This window comes from Neptunicella plasticusilytica (genome assembly GCF_047922965.1).
In the GTDB taxonomy this organism is placed as follows: domain Bacteria; phylum Pseudomonadota; class Gammaproteobacteria; order Enterobacterales; family Alteromonadaceae; genus Neptunicella; species Neptunicella plasticusilytica.
In genome coordinates, this window is the sequence record NZ_CP150481.1 from 1,157,362 (window position 1) to 1,178,634 (window position 21,273).

Below are 21,273 nucleotides of genomic sequence, written 5' to 3' on the forward strand. Positions count from 1 at the left end.
GCAACGAGCTTCGAACGAGATAGAGTAAGACTTGAACCACCAGTTTGAGCACTAATATAAACAAACAGCTTTCTGAAATTGTTAACCGTCTTTGTCTGGCGGCCATAGCGATACGGCACCACCTGATCCCATTCCGAACTCAGCAGTGAAACGTATTAGCGGCGATGGTAGTGTGGGGTTTCCCCATGTGAGAGTAGCACACCGCCAGACTCCCAATTAGAGAAAGGGCTACCCGATTGGGTAGCCCTTTTTTTATGGTTGGAATTCGACATGGCCGCATCCTGCCAGTATGTTATGGATAGCCCATTCTCTAAACGCTGCCGCGCAGTACCAGCCTCGTGGGGAAACCCACCCCATCGTGCTGTCATCACGCCCGGCGATACGCGACGCAATCATCTGTCACACATCCATGTAGCAACCTCCAGCCGTTCATCCATGAACGTCGTTCAGGCGGCAGGAACGGTGTTCCTGAAAGCACCGCCTTCACCCCCATGTGACCAATTCGTCCGGAACGAATTTGAACATCGGAGGCACGACGATGGCCCGCAGGGCAAAGGGCAGGATGCCCGGAGTTTCGCTATCTTGACTTCTACATATCCAGCTCTTTAAGCTTTCGGGTGAGGGTGTTTCTTCCCCAGCCAAGTCGTTTGGCGGCTTCCTGTTTGTGGCCTCGGGTAAAATGCAAAGCCCTTTCCAGCAGAACTTTTTCAAATATTCCCTGTGCTTCATCAAGGATGTTTTTCTGGCCGGTATTGAGTTGCTTATCTGCCCAGACGGATAGTAAGTCGTACCACTGAGCATCACCCGACAAGGGTTCTTTAACGGATATTTGTTGTTGATGAAGCTCTGGTGGAAGATCTTCTGGCAGTATTTCCTGTCCGCTGGCCATTACGGTTAACCAGCGACACATGTTTTCCAGTTGTCGAACGTTACCTGGCCAGGGAAGTTTGGTCAGAATATCGATTGTCTTTGGATGCAATGTCTTGCAATCGACACTTAGCTCTTTTCCTGCCTGGCGTAGGAAGCGGTTTGCTAACGCTGGAATATCCTCACGTCTTTCCGATAACTGAGGCATGTGAATTCGGATTACATTCAGGCGATGAAATAAATCTTCGCGAAATTTTCCTTCTGTGACACGCTGTTCCAGATTTTGATGAGTCGCGGCAATAATACGCACATCGACGGTTACTGAATTGTGTCCGCCGACCCGATAAAACTGTCCGTCAGCTAATACTCTGAGCAAGCGTGTTTGCACATCCAGCGGCATATCGCCAATCTCATCTAAAAATAAGGTTCCGCCATTGGCTTGCTCGAATCGTCCTTGTCTGGTCGTTTGCGCCCCAGTAAAGGCGCCTTTTTCGTGTCCAAACAGTTCTGATTCAATTAAGTCTGCCGGAATGGCCGCCATATTAAGTGCGATAAAAGCTTCTTTAGCTCTTGGACTGTGGCGATGCAGTGCATTGGCGACCAGCTCCTTACCTGTACCAGACTGGCCATTAATCAACACACTGATGCTGGAGCGGGATAACCTGCCAATCGCCCGAAAAACTTCCTGCATGGCGGGGGCTTCACCAATAATTTCAGTGGTCGGATAATTGTCGTTTTGTTGCTGACGGGCATTTTCTCTGGCCTGATTCAAGGCGCGCTGGATCAGGCTAATCGCTTCATCAATATCAAAGGGTTTAGGCAAATATTCGAAGGCACCACCTTTAAATGCATTAACTGCAGAATCAAGGTCCGAATGAGCGGTCATAATAATAATAGGTAAGTCGGGAAATTTGCTCTGTACCTCGTTAAGTAACTGCATGCCATCCATATGCGGCATGCGGATATCGGAAATAATGACTTCCGGCTGCTGCGCTGTTTCCAGCTGCAACAATACATCTCTTGGATCGGAAAAGCTGAAACACTCAATATTTTCCGCCTGTAATGCTTTTTGCAATACCCAGCGAATTGAGTTGTCGTCATCAACGATCCAAACTGGTGCGTAGTCCATCAACTGGTTTCCTTATTCTCAATTATGGGTAAATAAATATTAAATTCGGTGTGTCCGGGCCAGCTTTCTACATCAATCTTGCCCTTGTGGTGATCGACAATGTTTTGCGCAATCGATAAGCCCAGGCCGGTACCATCTTTTTTGCCGGTTACCATCGGATAAAATAGGGTGTCTCTAAGTTTTATCGGGATACCAGGGCCGTTATCAATTATTTGTATTTTTACGCAAAGAGGGAAACGCTGCCCATGAATAGTGAGTTGTCGCTCAATCCGAGTAACAAACTGGATAGATCCTTTGCCTTGCAACGCTTGTACGGCATTTCTGGCAATATTCAGTACAGCCTGTTGTATCTGATCCGGATCTATCCAAAGATCGGGAATACTGGGATCGTAATCTCGGCTAATTTTGATGTCGCTAATAGCGTCAAGGTTGAGTAAATTACGTATTTTCTCCAGTACTTCATGCACATTATACAGTTCAAAACTGGACAACTTATTCGGACCGAGTAATCGATCCACCAGATTGGTCAGCCTGTCTGCCTGCTCGATAATGATTTCGGTAAATTCTTGTAACTCGGCACTTTCCAGTTGTTTTCCGAGTAATTGGGCTGCCCCACGCAAACCGCCCAGCGGATTCTTAATTTCATGGGCTAGCCCGCGGACAAGCTCTTTTGCCGCTTGTTGTTGCGCCCATTGCAGGTTTTCTTTGCTGATCCTTTTTTGCTGATCGATAGGTTTGATTTCCATCACCAGGTGCGATTTACCTTTTAGCTCAATTTGACTGATAGTGATATCGACCAGACTGTGTCTGCCATCCGGAAAAATGATCTGAACTTCACTATCAGAAAAGCTGCCGGCCTGCTTTAGCGTGCGATAAAGGCGGCCAACATGCAGTGTACTGCTGCTAAATAGTTCAGGTAATGGCAAGCCAACCAGCCGGTTGATGCTAATTTCCATTAGCGTTTCTGCCGCAGGATTGGCCGTTAATATCGTCAGGCTCTCATCGACCAACATAATGGCAGTGGTGAGATATTGAGTTAAATTGATCTTTTCTGATTTTGATAACATCCGAACACTATATCCTGCGCACCAAACTGGTGCATTAGTTTTCTGATGATTAGAAAGTGTCGATTTTGTTTGTGGGCAACAGCTTATCTACGCCACGAAACAAATATTGCGTCGTGCGCAATCTACCTTGCGATAAGGCAGACAGAAACTGAAAGCCGGGTTCAACACACCCTAATAAAAATAACTATTTGACCGCCGGATCGTGCTGACAGTCTTAGTTAGACCGATTCAGTACCGATGCCCTGTGCAAGTAAAATACCCTATCTTGACTAGATGCAATAAGCTTGCCTGTTTGACTTACTAATTTAATCTTGATGACATGCTCACCACGATTAATATTATGCAGATCAAAATTCAGACTGGCCTGCTGCATAATCATTTTTCCATCCAGGAAAAGTTGCGCCAGGCCACTGGTGTTGGGAGTGATCTTGGCTATAACGGACATATCACCGCTGTTATTACGGATGGTTTGCTGATCGGCCGGTTGACTGATCTCCAGCGCATATTGCACCGCAGGTTTATTGTTGGATGTTTTTTTTTGTTTGGCAGGAAGCTTGGCATCAAAGGCGGGCATAACAGCACTATTGGCACTGGATAAATCTACTGGGATGGCATTGGCTGCGGGCATATCGGTGTAAATTACCGTTCCGTCTTCTTGTACCACTTTATATAACTGACCTGCATGGCATGGCATGCACAGCAGAAAAATAGACAATAGCAAATAAGTTAACCGCATTACTGCAACCTTGATTGAGAGCTTATTGTTAGTTTAGTGCGCCAGCGACAAATAAAAAAGCCCGCAAAAATGCGGGCTTATTATAAAGGTATCAGACCTTATAAGCTGTAGTACATTTCAAACTCAACAGGGTGAGTTGTCATGCTCAGTTTTTCAACTTCAGCACGTTTAAGCTCAATATAGGCATCGATCATGTCATCAGTCATAACGCCGCCAGCAGTCAAATATTCGCGGTCATTGTCCAGTGCGTCCAATGCCATTTCCAGCGAACTTGCAACGGTCGGGATTTCTGCTGCTTCTTCAGCTGGTAAATCATACAGATCTTTATCCATCGCATCGCCAGGGTGGATCTTGTTCTGGATACCGTCAAGGCCAGCCATTAGCATGGCTGAAAAGCCCAGGTATGGGTTACCAGTCGGATCCGGGAAGCGAACTTCGATACGACGAGCCTTGTCGCTGGTGACGTGTGGAATACGAATTGAAGCAGAACGGTTACGGGCAGAGTAAGCCAGCATAACAGGAGCCTCAAAACCTGGGACCAAACGCTTGTAAGAGTTGGTAGACGGGTTAGTGAAGGCGTTGATCGAACGCGCGTGCTTGATAATACCGCCAATGTAGTACAAGGCTTCTTCAGACAGATTACCGTATTTGTCACCGGCAAAAATGTTTTTACCATCTTTGCTGATTGATTGGTGTACGTGCATACCTGAACCATTGTCGCCAACCAGTGGCTTAGGCATAAAGGTGGCAGACAAACCATAAGCGTGGGCGACGTTGTGTACAACATACTTATAGATTTGCACTTCGTCAGCTTTTTTAACCAATGTATTGAATTGACAAGCGATTTCGTTCTGACCGGCAGTCGCAACTTCATGGTGATGCGCTTCAACAACCAAGCCCATTTCTTCCATCACTAAACACATGGCTGCGCGGATATCATGAGCTGAATCAACAGGAGGTACCGGGAAATAACCGCCTTTTACTCCTGGACGGTGACCCAGGTTTCCGCCGTCATATTCAGAACCTGAATTCCATTTGGCTTCGCTGGAGTCTATTTCATAGAAACAGCCGGACATACCAGAGTTGAAACGTACATCATCAAACATGAAGAATTCTGGCTCAGGGCCAAAGAATGCAGTATCACCGATACCTGTAGTTTTTAGATAATCTTCGGCGCGACGGGCAACTGAGCGTGGGTCGCGGTCATAGCCTTGCATAGTGTTAGGTTCTAGAATGTCGCAGCGTACGTTTACCTGAGTTTCTTCAGCAAAAGGGTCGACAACAACAGAGGAGGCATCTGGCATCAATACCATGTCTGATTCGTTGATTCCTTTCCAGCCGGATATAGAAGAACCGTCGAACATTTTGCCTTCTTCGAAAAACTCTTCCCCAACTTGGTGTGCTGGAATCGAGACATGTTGCTCTTTTCCTTTAGTATCTGTGAAACGTAAATCGACAAACTTCGCTTCACTTTCTTTTATTAATTCTAAAGCCTTTTCTACTGACATTATGTCCTCCGGTAAAAGTACAAAGACGTTAAGTTGAATCTGAAATAAATTTTCAAAATTTCTATCGGGAATCTATAGCTATTATCGTGCCAATTCAGCGTATCTGATTTCGTTCAGAGAATACAGGCTCTGTACTTGGCATCCATCTATTTTTATCGCTAAAATCATGCACCAAAATGATCCATGCTAGATCATTTTGGTGCAAAAGGTCGTTTATGCAAGGAAAATAACGAGATAGCGCCAAGTACTTGTGTGAAAAGCTATAACCGGGAGATTAGCAAAAAGATTAAATAATCTAAAAAATTCTTCAACCTAATAAAGTATCGTCGCTAATTGATTCATTACCCTGTACAATCCGCCGCCAGTATTTCCGGTAACATTTTACATATAGAGATTATCATGACAGCACAACAACCCTCAGTAGAGCAATTGAGGAATATTGCGATCATTGCGCACGTCGATCACGGCAAAACTACGTTAGTTGATAAGCTGTTACAGCAATCGGGTACGCTAGCCAGCCGCGGTGAAGCCGAAGAGCGGGTGATGGATTCCAACGATATCGAGAAAGAGCGCGGTATCACCATTTTAGCCAAGAACACCGCGATTAAATGGAACGATTATCGTATCAATATCGTTGACACTCCGGGACACGCCGATTTTGGTGGTGAAGTAGAACGTGTAATGTCAATGGTAGACTCAGTATTGCTATTGGTTGACGCGCAGGAAGGCCCCATGCCGCAAACACGCTTTGTTACCCAAAAAGCGTTTGCCCAAGGTCTTAAACCTATTGTCGTTATCAATAAAATAGACAAGCCAGGTGCCCGCCCTGACTGGGTTATGGATCAGGTCTTTGACTTGTTTGATAATCTGGGAGCGACAGATGAACAACTGGATTTTCAGGTGGTTTATGCTTCTGCATTAAACGGTTGGGCATCACTCGATGCGGATCAGCCTAGCGAGGACATGACGCCGTTATTTGAAACCATCGTTAAGCATGTTGCACCGCCTCCTGCCGACATAGATGGACCGTTTCAGATGCAAATTTCCCAGCTGGATTACAACTCTTATGTAGGAGTAATCGGTGTGGGTCGTGTAACCCGTGGTTCGGTGAAAATTAACCAGCCCGTCACTATTGTTGGCGCCGATGGTAGCAAACGTAACGGTAAAGTGGGTCAGGTGCTAGGTTACCTCGGTCTGGATCGTCACGAAGTCGAAAAAGCTAACGCGGGTGACATTATCGCGATTACCGGTTTAGGTGAGCTGAAAATTTCTGACACCATCTGCGATCAGAATCAAGTTGAAGCCTTACCGGCGTTATCGGTGGATGAACCTACAGTTACTATGACGTTCCAGGTCAATACTTCTCCTTTTGCTGGGAAGGAAGGTAAATATGTTACCTCACGTAATATCCTGGATCGTCTTAAAGCAGAACTCGTACATAACGTTGCGTTGCGTGTTGAAGAGACTGATGATCCGGATAAATTCCGTGTTTCAGGCCGTGGTGAACTTCATTTAGGCATCTTGATTGAGAACATGCGCCGTGAAGGATATGAACTGGCTGTATCGCGTCCGGAAGTTATAGTACGTACTGTTGATGGTCAGCTACAAGAACCTTTTGAAACAGTGACTATCGATTGTGAAGAAGAGCATCAGGGTTCCGTAATGGAGCAGTTAGGCACGCGTAAAGCAGAGCTGACTGATATGTCTCCAGATGGCAAAGGCCGTATCCGTATGGACTTCATTATGCCTAGCCGCGGCTTAATCGGTTTTCAGACCGACTTTATGACAATGACGTCGGGCTCAGGCCTGATGTATCATACATTTGATCATTATGGACCACATAAAGGCGGTACTATCGGTCAGCGTAAAAATGGTGTGTTAATTGCCAACGCTACAGGTAAAGCTCTGACTAACGCCCTGTTTAACTTGCAGGAACGTGGACGCTTGTTTATCGGCCACGGTGTGGAAGTGTATGAAGGTATGGTTATCGGTATTCACAGTCGTGATAACGATCTGACGGTTAACGCACTTAAAGGTAAGCAACTGACCAACGTTCGTGCTTCCGGTACCGATGAAGCACAAACCCTTGTACCACCGGTTAAATTGTCGCTGGAGCAGGCGATGGAATTTATCGATAACGATGAACTGGTAGAAGTCACACCGGTCAGCATTCGTATTCGTAAAAAGCTGCTAACAGAAAATCTGCGTAAGCAAGCAGGGCGTGCTCCGCGCTCTTAAGCCATAGCTTTTAGATCACAAAAACCGGCTATCCAGCCGGTTTTTTTATATCTGATTTCCGGGTAGCAAAGTTAATCTGAATCTGGACAGGAGCTGTCGATTAATAACTAACCCCAGCTCGGGATAAGCCACGCCTCTCAATAACGCTCTTTTTGCACTTGGCAGCGTTGGGCTTTCTAGTCATAGCCAGCTATGACGTACGAAACCCCGCCTTGCCAGGCACAAAAATGTCGTCATTGAGTAAACTATTTATTCAACAATGGTTTTGAGTGAATAATATAACTATCTGAATTATTTACCCTTTGTAAATATAAACGACATTTCTTATCCCGAGTTGGGGTTAACTATCCCGAATTGGGGGGATTTATTGCTCTATACGGCCATCATCGCTAATACGTTGATATGCCCGTAGTTCAAAAAGAGGTAGCATAGCCAGAAAATGATCAAATAGGTCAGACTGGATCCCTTCATATTCAATCCAGTTTTTATTGCTGCTAAAGCAATATACTTCCAGAGGGACACCCAATTCCGTTGGAGCCAGTTGACGCACCATCAAGGTCAAATCTTGATTAATCTGCGGATGCTGGCGCAAATAATGCTCCATATAGGCACGAAAAGTACCGATATTAGTTAAACGACGGCTATTGAGTAAATCTTCTTCGGTGAGATCATTGTCTTTGTTGTAAGTCGAAACCTGATCTACCTTGTCTTGTATATATTGTTTGATGTAACGGACTTTCTTGAATTTATCCAAGCGTTCTGTGTCACAAAAACGGATTGATTTGATATCGATATAGATAGAACGTTTGATACGCCGTCCTTGGGATTCCTGCATACCTCGCCAGTTGCGAATCGATTCCGAAATTAGCGCATGGGTAGGGATGGTAGTAATTGTATTATCCCAATTTTGCACTTTGACCGTAGTCAAGCCGACTTCCAGCACGTTACCGTCGGCCCCGTATTTACTCATCTCGATCCAGTCACCATTTGTTACCATCCGGTTAGCGGCAATCTGGATACCGGCCACAAAACCTAAAATAGCGTCACGAAATACCAGTAATAATACGGCAGTGACAGCACCCAAGCCGGACAAGAGTAATAAAGGTGACTTATCCAGTAAATTGGATACCACCAACAAGATTGCAACTATGGCTAACAGTAATTTGACTACCTGAATAAAACCGGTGATTGGAGCTTTGCGTGCCAGATGGGAGGCGTTGTAAACATCAGAGATGGTATTGAGAATGGCGTTTGCAGCCAGAATAGCTGCCAGCAAAATATAAATTAGTGCCGTTTTGGTTAAAATCGCCAGTAATAAATGCTCTTCCTCGATAAGCAACGGCGAACATAAATACAGTACCAGTGCAGGCACCATATGGGAAAAACGCCGGAAAAATCCGTGTTTGTGTAATTCGTCGTCCCAGTTGTTTCTACTATGGTTAACCCAGCGCGATACAATGTTACGGATGACGAAAGAGGCAATTGCATAACCCAGCCAGGCGATAATGACTAAAGTGACAACGGCGGCAACAAGATAATTGGTAGAGCCAGCTTCGGCCGAAACACCCATATAGCTCAGCAGGTCGACGATCCATTGACTTAACCCTTTGATTGGTTCCATTTATTTCCTCAGTTTTTCTAAGATATCTGATTAACTTGTTCGGTCAGTTTATCTTTATCATGCCATAGCTGGTTAAGCCAAGCCTGAAAACGATAGCGAAAAACAGAATCATTAAAATAGTCACCGATAATCCTGTCATCAATGGGAAGTACCCGCGCCCGAATGACCACTTTGTGCAGTCGGCCACAGAGCATTTCATACATCACATTGGACTTGTTGTGTGGGAAAACAATAGTGATATCCACCAGATTGGAGAACAGCTCACCCATCGCAGCCAATGTAAAAGCCACACCGCCAGCTTTAGGCGGCAGTAAATGAGTATAAGGGCTTTGTGATTTTTGGTGCTTGTAGGGCGTGAAGCGGGTACCTTCCACAAAGTTTACGATAGTGGTGGGCGTCAGTTTGAATTTTTCGCAGGCTTTGTGGGTTGCTTCAATGTCCTTACCTTTCAAATGTGGATATTTAGCCACAAATTCACGGCTGTAACGCTTCATAAAGGGCATATCTAATGCCCATGAACCGAGGCCGATAAAAGGAACCCACAACAGTTCCTGTTTAATAAAAAACTTGGTCGCTGGCATTCTGTGTGCAGCAAAGCGGGCGAGCAGGAATATATCAATCCAGCTGACATGATTGGCCATAATCAAATACCAGCCATGACGATCAAACTCGCCTTCAGCCTGTTCGTCCCATTCCACCTTATTGGTCAGGTTGATAAAGGCCACACTGACAATGCCAAAGCCATGCATACAATAATTGAGTAAGGAGGTTAATAACTTACGCACCGGAGGTAACGGGATAACCAGCTTAACCAGTCCTAACAGGATAATTAGTGTTGCCCACCAGATCAGGTTGGCAATTTGTAGCAACACATTGAGAGGAAAAAGGATAAAAACCGGTAAAAAATTCAGCATGTTTTTATTACCCTTGTGCCGACAATTGTTGCAACGTGCGATCTTTTTCCTGCCATAACAGGTTAAGCCAAGTCTGAAATTTCTCACGTTGCTCTGCACTATCAAAGTAATCCCCCAGTAGATGTGGATGAATGGGTAATACTTTGACATCAATATTAATTTTTTTGACTTTACCACAAATAAAGTCCCAAAAACTGGGCACGCCACCGGGATAATGGATTGTTACATCCAGTAATTTGTGCAGATGGTCGCCCATGCTGTTAAGCACAAACGCGATGCCGCCAGCGCGTGGCATAAGCAAGTGCTGAAAACGTGATTGTTGATATTTGTGCTTAGCTGCCGTCCAGCGTGTGCCTTCTACAAAATTCATCACGCTAACGGGCTTGTAGCGGAACTTCTCACAGGCCTTGCGGGTGGTTTCCAGATCTTTACCTTTCAGGTGCGGATGTTTGAGCAAAAAGTCTTTCTTGTAGCGTTTCATAAAAGGGAAGTCTAACGCCCACCAGGCCAGCCCCAGAACCGGAACCCAGATAAGCTCTTTTTTAAGAAAAAACTTTAAAAACGGGATTTTGCGATTAAAAACACGTTGAAGGACCAAAATATCCACCCAGGACTGGTGATTAGCTATCACCAGATACCAGTCTTTCGAAGACAGGTTTTGCAGTCCTTTCACGTCCCATTTCGTATTGCTGGTCAGGCTTTGAATCAGGTGATTAACTGTCACCCAGGCTGTTGCGCAGGCATCCAGTATATGAGTAACCCCTGTTCGCCAGATTTTAATCGGGATCAATTTAAGCACTGAACCCAGGATAATGGGGATAGCCCAGAAAATGGTATTGGTGATATAAAAAAGTATTGAAATTACACCAATAAAATTATTCCACATATTTATATTGCCTTGTTATCGCTATGCGTCGTATTTTATACCCAATTCACAGACAAATGCGAGTTTCAGGATTGCCTCAAAAGGCACATCTTGGAGCTGCTAACAGGTTTTTCAGCCCCGCTAAATTCATGACTTCCACTGCAGCAGGAGTCAGGATAAAGCACAAGTCGCCAATATTGACCGGAACAAGGAAATGACAACAAACGAATTTAGCTGGCAGCGAGCAGTAATCAAAGTCGGCAGCGCACTTATCGCCCCGCAAGGTGACGGATGTAAAACCGAATATTTACTGGCTTTAGCCCGTTTTATCATTCAAAGCCGCGCAAATGGTAAAGAAGTGGTTCTGGTGTCTTCCGGCAGTGTGGCGGCCGGGCGCAATGCTATTGGCTTTAACGGCCATACTTCAATCGCCGAAAAACAGGCGATGGCGGCTGTTGGACAAACCCGGATGATGGCCAACTGGGCAAGATTGTTTGACTTTCCTTGCGCACAAATATTGTTAACCCACGACGATATTGGTCATCGCCAACGTTTTCTGAATATCAAAAATACTCTGCGCGAGTTACTAAAAAATGATGTGCTACCGATCATTAACGAAAACGACAGTGTGGTCACCGATGAGCTGAAATTCGGCGATAATGACAATCTGGCATCGCTGGTGGCGATGGTTGCCGATGCTGAAACCCTGATTATTTGTACCGATGTGGATGGTTTGTACGATGCCGATCCCAAAAATAATCCTCAGGCTAAATTAATTAAAAAAGTCGAACGGATTGAACCGGCCATAATGCAGCTGGCAGGCAGTACGCGTTCATTGGTTGGCACCGGTGGTATGCAAAGCAAGCTGCAGGCAGCGAATAAAGCCTGCCAGCAGGGGATTCAAACCTTGATTGTTAATGGTCGCAATAGTGAAGTGTTCAGCCAACTGAATCAGGGGCAAAATCCCGGTACCTTGTTTATGCCGGCACAGTCGTTTCGTAAAGCCAAAAAGCATTGGCTGAAAAACAGTTTAAAAGCAAAGGGCAAAATAAGCGTCGATAAAGGCGCATATCAGGCGATTACCGATCGCGGTGCATCATTGCTACCAGCCGGGATCCACAATGTCGAAGGGCGGTTCGATGCCGGAGATGCGGTGGAAATCCGTTTCGACGACAAAAGTTTTGCCATTGGGTTGGCGTTATATTCCGCAACCGAGTTGCGGAAAATTCGCGGCGAAAAAAGTTCCGCCATCGAAACCATACTTGGCTATCACAGCCAGGACGTAGCCATTCATCGTGATGATTTAGTGGTGTTGTAACTTTAATATTAGGTTTTAAATTCAGGCTTCGACATCTATAACTTCTCTATGTTCTTTTTCTGGAAAAGACCAAAATGTCGTATGAGATATCGAAGCTCGAAGATTCACCGATCATTAAGATAGTTTATCTTGGTGAGGTCACCCTCGAGGAGCGCATGAATATTATTCATGAACTTTATTGCGATTTTATCGATAGTGACAGGCCTAAATTACTGATAGACACGCGAAAGTCCTCAACCAGAATGACCGAGACCGAACAAAAAATATGGGGCACATACGCCGCATCCAGAAAAGAACAAGCTAATGCACTGGTGGCCGTAATTTATAACAAAGGGCATGAGCTTAATCCCATTGCAATAGAGCGTTCAAAGCAAGCGGGGCGTATCGTTGAAATATTTTACAACGAGTCCGATGCCATAAAATGGCTTTGCCAGCAGTAATTATCCTCACAAAATAGACGCTGTAGCTCCATCTGGTCGGATCTGATAAGGTGGAATGATATAAACCATATCGGTCAATTTGTATGTCTGAAAATCGCGTTACACTATCTATTGAGCAAGGCATCGCCCTGGTTAATTTAAACCGTCCAGAAAAACACAACGCGCTGGATCTGGCGATGTTCCAAGCCATTGACAGTGTAATTAAAAAAATTAACGCTGATCGCACCATCCGTGTGGTCATCGTATCGGCTAACGGTGACAGTTTTTGCTCCGGGCTGGATGTTAAATCGGTACTGGCGGATAAATCCAGTGCGCTAAAGCTGTTGTGGAAGTGGTTACCAGGTAACGCCAATCTGGCCCAGCGTGTCAGCGTGGGTTGGAGGCGGTTAAAGGTGCCGGTGATTATGGCGTTACACGGCAGATGCTGGGGTGGTGGCATGCAAATTGCGCTGGGCGGCGATTTTCGTATCGCTTCGCCTGATTGCTCGCTATCCATTATGGAATCCCGCTGGGGGTTAATCCCGGATATGGGCGGTACGGTGGCATTGCGCGAATGTGTTGCAGGTGATCAGGCGATTAAACTGGCCATGAGCAGCGAAACTATCGATGCCAATCAGGCTTTGTCCCTTGGACTGATTACGCAAATCGCCGATTCACCGTTACAAGCAGCAACCGAGTTAGCCAACCAGCTAATCCAGCGTTCACCGGATACCAATCGCGTGATTAAGTGCATGTACCACAAAATTTGGAGTGTGAACGAGCGGAAGATCTTGGCCAAGGAAACCCTTAATCAAATCAAGGTTATCAGTGGAAAAAATCAGCGAATTGCGGTCAAACGGGCTCAGGGACACACTGATAGAAATTTTAAACTGTGATCATTCGAGCAATTCAGAAAAATGCAGGATGGTTTCTCGCGACCAGCAAAGGTGGGGTAAAAGCAGTTTAGTTTGTCGTTGCTGTCTTCAACGAAGTGGAACAAAGCAGACAAGAAAATACATGATTAAATTGAGTAATGGATAAAGTAGGTACATCAAATCCATTTACCCTACTTTTGACTTAGTACGTTTTACCTTTCAGGAACGCCGGGTTTTTTCTGTTGCCCAGGTTTCTGGCGAGCATAATCTTTTTGTTTATCCTCTTGTTGACGTTTCTTTTGTTGATCAGATTGTGTACCCATGATGTATTCTCCAAATTGCAAATTAACATTAGTGTTACATCGTTGTTACGGCAGATTAACTATAGTCTAGAAGGAAAAAAAAAAGCTAAATTCCGGCTTAAATTACTCGTCTTGAAATATGTATTTGAAATAGTAAAGAAAAAAGTTGTGGGGGCTAGATAAATGTACTTTGATTGCCTGATAACTTGCAACTTCAACCTTTCGTGAGTCTCTAGCTTGATTTAGTCGTTTTCCACCAGCTAAATGCTCGATGCCACTCAGGTATCTTCTATTACCCAAATAGCCGAGCCAACACAGGGAAGGACTGATCGTGAGTTTTTATTCTGATTTATCAGTTTGTTGTAATTATTTAAATTTGGTGGTTATTGCCTTCAGATGTTAACTCAAGCAAAATAATTGGTTTATTAGGCCGTAAAAACAAAGGGATGTGTTTTGAATAAAGCAACGTTTTTTTCTATTTAATTTTTGCATTAGGGTTAAGTTCGTTGTCGTATGGGCAAAGCGAACAGAGGGTAACAACTAGTCTATCTACTAAACCATCGCATAACAAATATATAGTTGAGCTAAAGGAACAAAGCATTTCCCAAAAGTTAGCAGCTAGAAAAGGGGCACGAAGTAGTAAAACAGTGTCTAACTTTAAAGCACGCGTTAATGCTGAACAAACTGAGTTTAAAACCGCGATTCAACAACAATTTCAAAACCAAGTTACTGTCGGTCGCCAGTTTCAACAATTATTGAATGCTGTCGTAATATCAGCCGAGCCTTCTCAAATTGAGACCTTAAGTAAATTCCAGTCAGTTAAACGAATCTATAAAGAGGTTCGGCACAGAATCACTTCTGTTGAAGATGTTACAGATTACAATGTGATTAACGTTAATCAACTGCGAATCAGTCAGCTCGCGGAAAGTGATATCGATGGAAAGGGGATAAAAGTTGCGATTGTTGATACTGGCGTTGATTACACCCACCCCGATTTAGGTGGGTGTTTCGGGCCAGAATGTAAGGTCTACGGTGGATACGATTTTGTTAATAAAGATGAAGACCCATTTGATGATGAAAGTCACGGGACCCATGTGGCGGGGATTGTTGCAGCGAATGGGAACTTAAAAGGAATTGCACCAGCTGCGAATTTACTCGCGATTAAAGTATGTGGCGAACAAGGGTATTGCTACAACTCAGATATTATTGCCGGTTTAGAGTTTGCATTAGACCCTGATGGGGAGCCGAGTACAGACGACGGTGCAGATATTGTAAATATGAGTCTTGGCTCTACATCTGAGGATAGTGCGCTAACAAATGCCGTTAATCATCTTGTCGATATGGGCATTACTGTGGTGGTGTCGGCTGGTAATGATGGTCCGAATGATAATACTTTCTCGTCGGCCTCAAAAAACTTAATTGGTTCTCCAGCGGATTCAGAAAAAGCCATCACAGTTGCAGCTAGTGTAGGCGGCCAGAGTATTGCCGATTTTAGCACTAGAGGATATCCGTCCTCGGGCGCCGAAATTTTAAAACCTGAAGTCGCTGCTCCTGGTGTTTCGATTAAATCTACCATTCCAGGAGGGGGATATGCTAATTACAGCGGAACCAGTATGTCTTCTCCAATGGTGGCAGGCGTAGTTGCTTTGTTAAAGCAGATAGCACCTGAAAGAACCCCAGAGCAACTAAAAGCAGCGCTAATGAGCACTGCAAAACCAATAGAAAATGATATCAGATCGGAAGGCGCGGGTCTTATCGATGCATTGGCTGCAGCCGAATTACCCGTCAATTTTAGTATTCCTGTATTGCATTTTGGGGCGGTTGATTTTTCATTGGAAAATATGAACGTAAGTTTACCGTTGACGATAGAAAACCCAGGTAGTGAAAGTCTTAATTTAACACTGGATTTTGATAACGTTAGCGATACTGCTCTGACCTTTAGCAGTTCTGATTATGAATTAACTATTCCGGCAGGTCAGTCTGAGACAATCGATATCAATCTTAGTTTAGATACCAATACTATACCGTTATCGGTCAATTCACCGGCGATTGGTGCGATGGTTAAGTTAAATATTGGAGAGCAAACATACCGTATACCCGCAGTGATATTTCATCGTTCTTATATTGATATTACATTTACTGATTATCTACAAAATTATGCAGACCTCTATTTTAGAGGGAATAAGACAGACAGTTGGCAAGACATATGGTCGCCAGAATGGTTATCAGGACAAACCAAACGCATTTTTCTAGCCCCTGGGATTTACAATCTTTTCACAGATGCTGCCCAAAAAAGTGAAAGTGACGGGACAAATATTGCGTTTCTATATTATGGAGATCTGGTTCTCGAAAAATCCTTGTCACTAGAGGTTTCGCCAGCGGATGCTAAAAATTTACTGGTGTTTAATGTTGAAAATGCTCTTGGTAAGAAAATAAGTGGGGATACGGGGCTAACCGGTGGTGACGAAGCAGATTTTGGTAGAACACAATTTAGATTTTCAATTTTTGATAAGACGACAGGGGATTTTGTTAAAAACAATATATTGGGTTTGCAGTCAGGAGAAGAGCGCACCGTAGCCCTGTCAAATTTTCCTGAAGGCTATGTATTTAATGTATTTTCTGATTTCCATAACGAGAAATATTCAGAGGTCACTCATTTTAGCTATCAGTTTGAAAGCCCTATTACTAACGATATAGACATTGATATCCAAGAGCAAGATTACCAAAGTGTATATTTAGATTTCAATACGTCCGCAGTGACGCAAAGCCCGCTTATTATGCCGTGGGTGTATGATCAGGGGAACATCTATGACGACACAGATCGTGTTGGTTCCGCTTCAACATATCCTTTTGAAAGTATTACAGAAGGGCTGACGTATTACTTAACACCCTTGAATACGACTTCACATTACACCTATTTCAGTAGTCAAATAAATCAACAGAATAGTGGTAACGTTGAGACACCAATGTTTATTAGTCCGCAATTTAAAATTAATCAAAACAAAAAATTAGCGCTCTACAATTTTTATAATAACCAGCTAATAAAAGAATATGATGTTCAACAGGAATACAAATTAACGGTCGGTAAATTATTGCCTTTTTGGACTGCCGGGATAAGAAAGAACCAATACGGTGATTTCGTATATAGTTTTGTTGAAAATGATAAGTTAGCTTTTTATCAGGATAGTGATTTCAGTTATTGGCTCGGAAAAATAGTCTTTAATACCAATAATATCGAGTCAACGGTTTATAACAGATATGTAAGACTATTGTCAGGAGGAAACACACAAGATCTGCAGTTACCCGTTCAGCAAGGAAAGGTGGTGACAGACATTGTTTTCAATGATTATATTGTGGAGGGGAGAAGTAGTCGGATCTCGACACAACTAAATTTTGATTTAGATAACGTCGATTATGCTCCACCCGTCATTCAGGATTTGCGAATCAGTTCGTTGAATAAAGCCACTCAACAGCTTCAATGTGGTGGGGGGATAATTAGCTTTGAATTTGCAGATGGGATAGAAGGAAAGGATTTTCAACTTTCAATTAGGCCTTCTAAACAAAGTGAATGGCTTGTACAAGGCACAGTTAACCAAAATGAGCAAAATATAGCCGTCCTTTCAGATTTGGAACCCGGTTTCTATGATCTTAGTTTAAGTGCAGTTAATGCAAGCGGTAACTCGATGGACTATAAAGCAGAACCAGCCTTCCACGTTGCTAAAAATGAAGTCCGAGAAAACGATAAAGACTGTGATGGGGTTGACAATGGTATGGATGTATTCCCACTTGACCCACTAGAAACTATGGATTCTGATGGAGATGGTATCGGTAATAATGCTGACTCTGATGACGATAATGATGGAGTACTTGATGAAAATGATGTTTTTCCTCTGGATCCTGAGGAAACTAGCGATTTTGATCAGGACGGCATAGGAGATAACGCTGACACCGACGATGATAATGATGGTCAATTGGACACCGAAGATGCCTTTCCCTTTGATAGCTCTGAAATATTAGACACTGATAAAGATGGTATAGGTAACAATGCGGACACCGATGATGACAATGATGGTGTTGTCGATTCAGCGGACGCATTTCCATTGGATAAGTCTCGTTATAAGCAGTCATCTCAAGTTTCCTCTGCTAAATCGGGAAGTGGCAGTTTTGAATGGATTATTTTGTTCATCTTGGTTGCGACAACCACTGCGCGCATGAGATTTTTCAGGAAGATACAACACTAGCGAAAAATGAACTGTTCAAATATTCTTCATTACTATCAATAATGAAGAATATTTGAATTCCGTTTATTCAACTTTAAACCTTAATCCCCTGCTTCCAAATAATCCCTAAAAAGTGACTTTTGACCTATTCCATTTCTATTCGATTGTGTAATTATTGTACGAAATAAAAACACCTGTCGATTTAGCCGGTGGCTATCCGACTAAAGGGCATATTGTGTGGTTGATCAACACTAAACCGCAAAGATGTCGTTAAAAAATGAATGGAATGAAGTGTGAATAATAAAAGTGAATTATTGCAGCAGTTACAAATTGATCGAAGTGAAGCGCCAGCTGTGTCAGGAGTCAAACTCTGGCAGGCAATTTTGCTGGCCTTGGTCTGTTCCACCCTGGCAGTATGGTTAACCCTAACCTTTGCATCTGGATCAGACGCGGCTCCGGCGCAAGCAGCAAATACTACCCCGTCAGGTTCTTCCACGAATAAAGCCACAGCAGCTAATAGTCAATCGGCCCCTTCGACGCCAGCTAAAGTAAATGACAATAACGCGATATTAAATTCCTCCGGCTATATCACCGCCCGGCGCATGGCCACGGTTTCTGCCGAGATTATGGGCTTAATTAAAGAGGTGGACGTGGAAGAAGGAATGTCAGTGGAAGAAGGACAGGTACTTGCCCGCCTTGATGATACTTTGGCCAAAGCCAATCTGGATTTCGCGCAGGCGCAAATTGGTATTTTACAGGCTCGCCGCGAATCGACCGAAGCGACTTTGCAGGAAGCTCAACGCAATCAGACCCGCATGACGAGCAACAAGTTTTCCAGTGAAGCCGATATTACCCGCTCACAAACCGAGGTTCAGAGCCTGACTGCCAATCTAAAAAGCATTGAAGCGGATATCAAGGTGGCCAACATTGAAGTGCGCCGGCAGCGCGAAAGACTGGATGACCATACCATTCGTGCGCCTTTTGCCGGTGTCGTTACGGTGAAAAATGCCCAGCCGGGCGAGATTGTGGCACCCGCTTCAGCCGGGGGCGGATTTACCCGTACCGGGATTTGTACCATTGTGGATATGCAGTCGCTGGAGATTGAAGTGGACGTCAACGAATCTTTTATTGGTCGGGTCAAACCCGGGCAAAAAGTCGAGGCCAATCTGGAAGCTTATCCGGACTGGACCATTCCCGCCTCGGTGGTGGCGATTATTCCCACTGCTGATCGTGCCAAGGCCACCGTTCAGGTCAGAATAAAAATCGAACTACAGGATGAACGGATCCTGCCTGATATGGGCGTTAAAGTCGCCTTTCTTAAAATCTGATTCAACAGGAAGAGAACATGAGTGAAGAGAGTTTATTTGTACTAAAAAACGTCGCCAAGCGTTTCACCAAAGGCAAAGAAACCATCAGTATTTTTGATGATTTGAATATGACGATTAAAAAAGGTGACTTTCTGGCCATTATGGGGCCTTCTGGCTCGGGTAAAACCACCTTGCTGAATTTACTGGGGGGAGTCGATCAACCCAGCTCCGGTGAAGTGCTGTTTGATAACAGTCGGGTAGACCAGCTTAAAGAAGGGCAACTGGCTAAATGGCGTGCCAATAATATCGGTTTTATTTTCCAGTTTTATAATTTGATGCCAATGCTTAATGCGGCCAGAAATGTCGAATTACCGCTGTTGCTGACCAATCTGAGCAGTAAAGATCGCAAACAGCGGGTGGAAACGGCCCTGCAACTGGTGGGCTTAGGTGACAGGGCCAAACATATGCCCGGTGAAATGTCCGGTGGTCAACAACAACGGGTGGCCATTGCCCGCGCGGTAGTGTCCGATCCCAAATTACTGTTGTGTGATGAGCCAACCGGTGATCTGGATCGTAAAACTGCCGACGAGATCCTGGAAATGTTGCAGTTACTTAACCGTCAGTTTGGCAAGACGATTGTAATGGTGACTCACGACCCTTCGGCGGCTAAATTCGCCACCCATACGTTGCATCTGGATAAAGGCCAGTTTGTGCAGGAAGGGCAGCAACATGAATGATCTCTACCTTATTCTGAAAAATCTGACCCGCAAGAAAATGCGGCTGTTTTTAACCAGCTTTGCCATTTTTATCGCCTTTCTGATTTTTGGTGCAGTAATGGCATTGCGTGGTGCACTGAATTCCGGCATTGAAATGTCGGCAGACAATCGCCTGGTGGTGGTGAATAAAATTAATTTCACCCAGCCTTTGCCTTATGCCTATGTCAATAAAGTAAAGAATATTGATGGGGTGAAAGACGTAACCCACGCCAACTGGTTTGGTGGTTACTATCAGGAGCCAGCCAATCAGGTCGTGACCATGGCGGTGGACCCTGAAACTTATTTTGACGTGTACAGTGAATTGGTGGTTGATCCGGAGCAAAAGCAGGCCTGGTTGAATGACCGGGGCGGTATATTGGTGGGTGAGCGACTGGCCAAATTGAATAACTGGCAGGTGGGCGACCGTATTCCCATTTCGTCCAATATCTTCTCCAAAAAAGATGGCGGCCATACCTGGGAGTTTATGGTGGACGGTATTTTTACCGGTGCTGACGCGCAAACGGATACCGGTTATCTGCTGTTTCACTACAAATATTTTATGGAGACCCAGTCCTGGGGCGGCGACTATCTGGGCTGGCTGGTGCTAACCACCACTGATCCGGCCCTGAATGAGCAAGTGGCCAAAGCCATTGATGAACGTTTTGCCAATTCCTCCGCCGAAACCGATACCAGTACCGAAAAGGCGTTTAACAAAGCTTTTATCGAGCAAATTGGCAATATCGGGCTGATTATCTTCGGGGTGGTTTTTATGGCCTTTTTCACCATCTTGATCGTAGTGGGTAATACCATGGTGCTGGCAATCCGCGAACGCACTGGCGAAATTGCAGTGTTGAAAACACTGGGTTTTTCGTCCATCCGCATTTTCAAAATGGTATTGCTGGAATCCTGCTTGCTGGCGTTTTTAGGCGGATTACTGGGTTTAGGTGCCGCTTTTATACTGGTTAAAGGTGCTTCAGCCCAGTTGGCCCGTTTCCTGCCTAATTTGGTACTGGACCAGAGCATTATTATTCAGGCATTAATTTACATGTTATTGCTGGGGCTGATTACCGGGATGATCCCGGCGGTGAACGCGCTGCGTCTGAATATTGTTACTGCATTTAACAGGGGCTAA

General features: G+C 44.5%; 15 protein-coding genes and 1 rRNA gene. 9 read left to right on the plus strand and 7 right to left on the minus strand.

Annotated elements, in window-relative coordinates; all coding sequences use genetic code 11:
* Positions 1-94 precede the first annotated feature (94 nt).
* Positions 95-210, plus strand: a 5S ribosomal RNA gene (gene rrf / locus V1467_RS05015).
* A gap of 379 nt (positions 211-589) precedes the next feature.
* Here rrf and glnG read toward each other — a convergent pair.
* From glnG to glnA, 4 genes are all read right to left on the minus strand, one after another.
* Positions 590-1,996 (minus strand): nitrogen regulation protein NR(I), encoded by a 1,407-nt coding sequence (glnG, locus tag V1467_RS05020; RefSeq protein WP_416307702.1) that lies wholly within the window; start codon positions 1,994-1,996, stop codon positions 590-592.
* Positions 1,996-3,063: a nitrogen regulation protein NR(II) gene (glnL, locus tag V1467_RS05025; RefSeq protein WP_416307703.1), complete on the minus strand. Its 1,068-nt coding sequence runs from the start codon at positions 3,061-3,063 to the stop codon at positions 1,996-1,998. The genes glnG and glnL overlap by 1 nt, the downstream gene beginning before the upstream one ends.
* Positions 3,064-3,277: 214 nt before the next feature.
* Entirely contained in the window at positions 3,278-3,799 is a 522-nt protein-coding gene (locus tag V1467_RS05030) for a hypothetical protein (RefSeq protein WP_416307704.1), read from the minus strand.
* A 98-nt stretch (positions 3,800-3,897) separates the two neighbouring features.
* Complete coding sequence (gene glnA / locus V1467_RS05035; RefSeq protein ID WP_416307705.1) at positions 3,898-5,307, minus strand: glutamate--ammonia ligase; 1,410 nt, start codon at positions 5,305-5,307, stop codon at positions 3,898-3,900.
* 399 nt (positions 5,308-5,706) lie between these two features.
* On the opposite strand from glnA, the gene typA reads away from it, so the two are divergent.
* Positions 5,707-7,545: a translational GTPase TypA gene (gene typA / locus V1467_RS05040; protein ID WP_416307706.1), complete on the plus strand. Its 1,839-nt coding sequence runs from the start codon at positions 5,707-5,709 to the stop codon at positions 7,543-7,545.
* Between the two features lie 364 nt (positions 7,546-7,909).
* Here the strand turns inward: typA and V1467_RS05045 are convergent, their stop codons facing one another.
* From V1467_RS05045 to V1467_RS05055, 3 genes are read right to left on the minus strand one after another with little or no spacing between them, the layout of a single operon-like run.
* The gene (locus V1467_RS05045) at positions 7,910-9,166 is read right to left on the minus strand and encodes a mechanosensitive ion channel family protein (RefSeq protein WP_416307707.1); all 1,257 of its coding nucleotides are present in this window, start codon (positions 9,164-9,166) and stop codon (positions 7,910-7,912) included.
* 17 nt (positions 9,167-9,183) lie between these two features.
* The gene (locus V1467_RS05050) at positions 9,184-10,080 is read right to left on the minus strand and encodes an acyltransferase (protein WP_416307708.1); all 897 of its coding nucleotides are present in this window, start codon (positions 10,078-10,080) and stop codon (positions 9,184-9,186) included.
* Between the two features lie 7 nt (positions 10,081-10,087).
* Complete coding sequence (locus V1467_RS05055) at positions 10,088-10,966, minus strand: acyltransferase (protein ID WP_416307709.1); 879 nt, start codon at positions 10,964-10,966, stop codon at positions 10,088-10,090.
* A 193-nt stretch (positions 10,967-11,159) separates the two neighbouring features.
* Between V1467_RS05055 and proB the strand changes: the two genes are divergently transcribed.
* From proB to V1467_RS05090, 7 genes are all read left to right on the plus strand, one after another.
* Positions 11,160-12,263, plus strand: a complete 1,104-nt coding sequence (gene proB / locus V1467_RS05060) for a glutamate 5-kinase (RefSeq protein ID WP_416307710.1) — start codon at positions 11,160-11,162, stop codon at positions 12,261-12,263.
* A gap of 155 nt (positions 12,264-12,418) precedes the next feature.
* A complete protein-coding gene (locus tag V1467_RS05065; RefSeq protein WP_416307711.1) occupies positions 12,419-12,703 on the plus strand; it encodes a hypothetical protein in 285 nt (94 codons plus the stop codon).
* A gap of 83 nt (positions 12,704-12,786) precedes the next feature.
* Positions 12,787-13,578 carry a crotonase/enoyl-CoA hydratase family protein gene (locus V1467_RS05070; protein WP_416307712.1) on the plus strand — a complete coding sequence of 264 codons (792 nt, stop codon included), beginning with the start codon at positions 12,787-12,789 and terminating at the stop codon, positions 13,576-13,578.
* 787 nt (positions 13,579-14,365) lie between these two features.
* Entirely contained in the window at positions 14,366-18,100 is a 3,735-nt protein-coding gene (locus tag V1467_RS05075) for a S8 family serine peptidase (protein ID WP_416307713.1), read from the plus strand.
* Positions 18,101-18,372: 272 nt separating this feature from the next.
* Positions 18,373-19,407 (plus strand): efflux RND transporter periplasmic adaptor subunit, encoded by a 1,035-nt coding sequence (locus V1467_RS05080; RefSeq protein ID WP_416307714.1) that lies wholly within the window; start codon positions 18,373-18,375, stop codon positions 19,405-19,407.
* A gap of 17 nt (positions 19,408-19,424) precedes the next feature.
* Positions 19,425-20,123 (plus strand): ABC transporter ATP-binding protein, encoded by a 699-nt coding sequence (locus tag V1467_RS05085; RefSeq protein WP_416307715.1) that lies wholly within the window; start codon positions 19,425-19,427, stop codon positions 20,121-20,123.
* Positions 20,116-21,273: an ABC transporter permease gene (locus V1467_RS05090; RefSeq protein ID WP_416307716.1), complete on the plus strand. Its 1,158-nt coding sequence runs from the start codon at positions 20,116-20,118 to the stop codon at positions 21,271-21,273. Before V1467_RS05085 ends, V1467_RS05090 begins: the two co-directional genes overlap by 8 nt.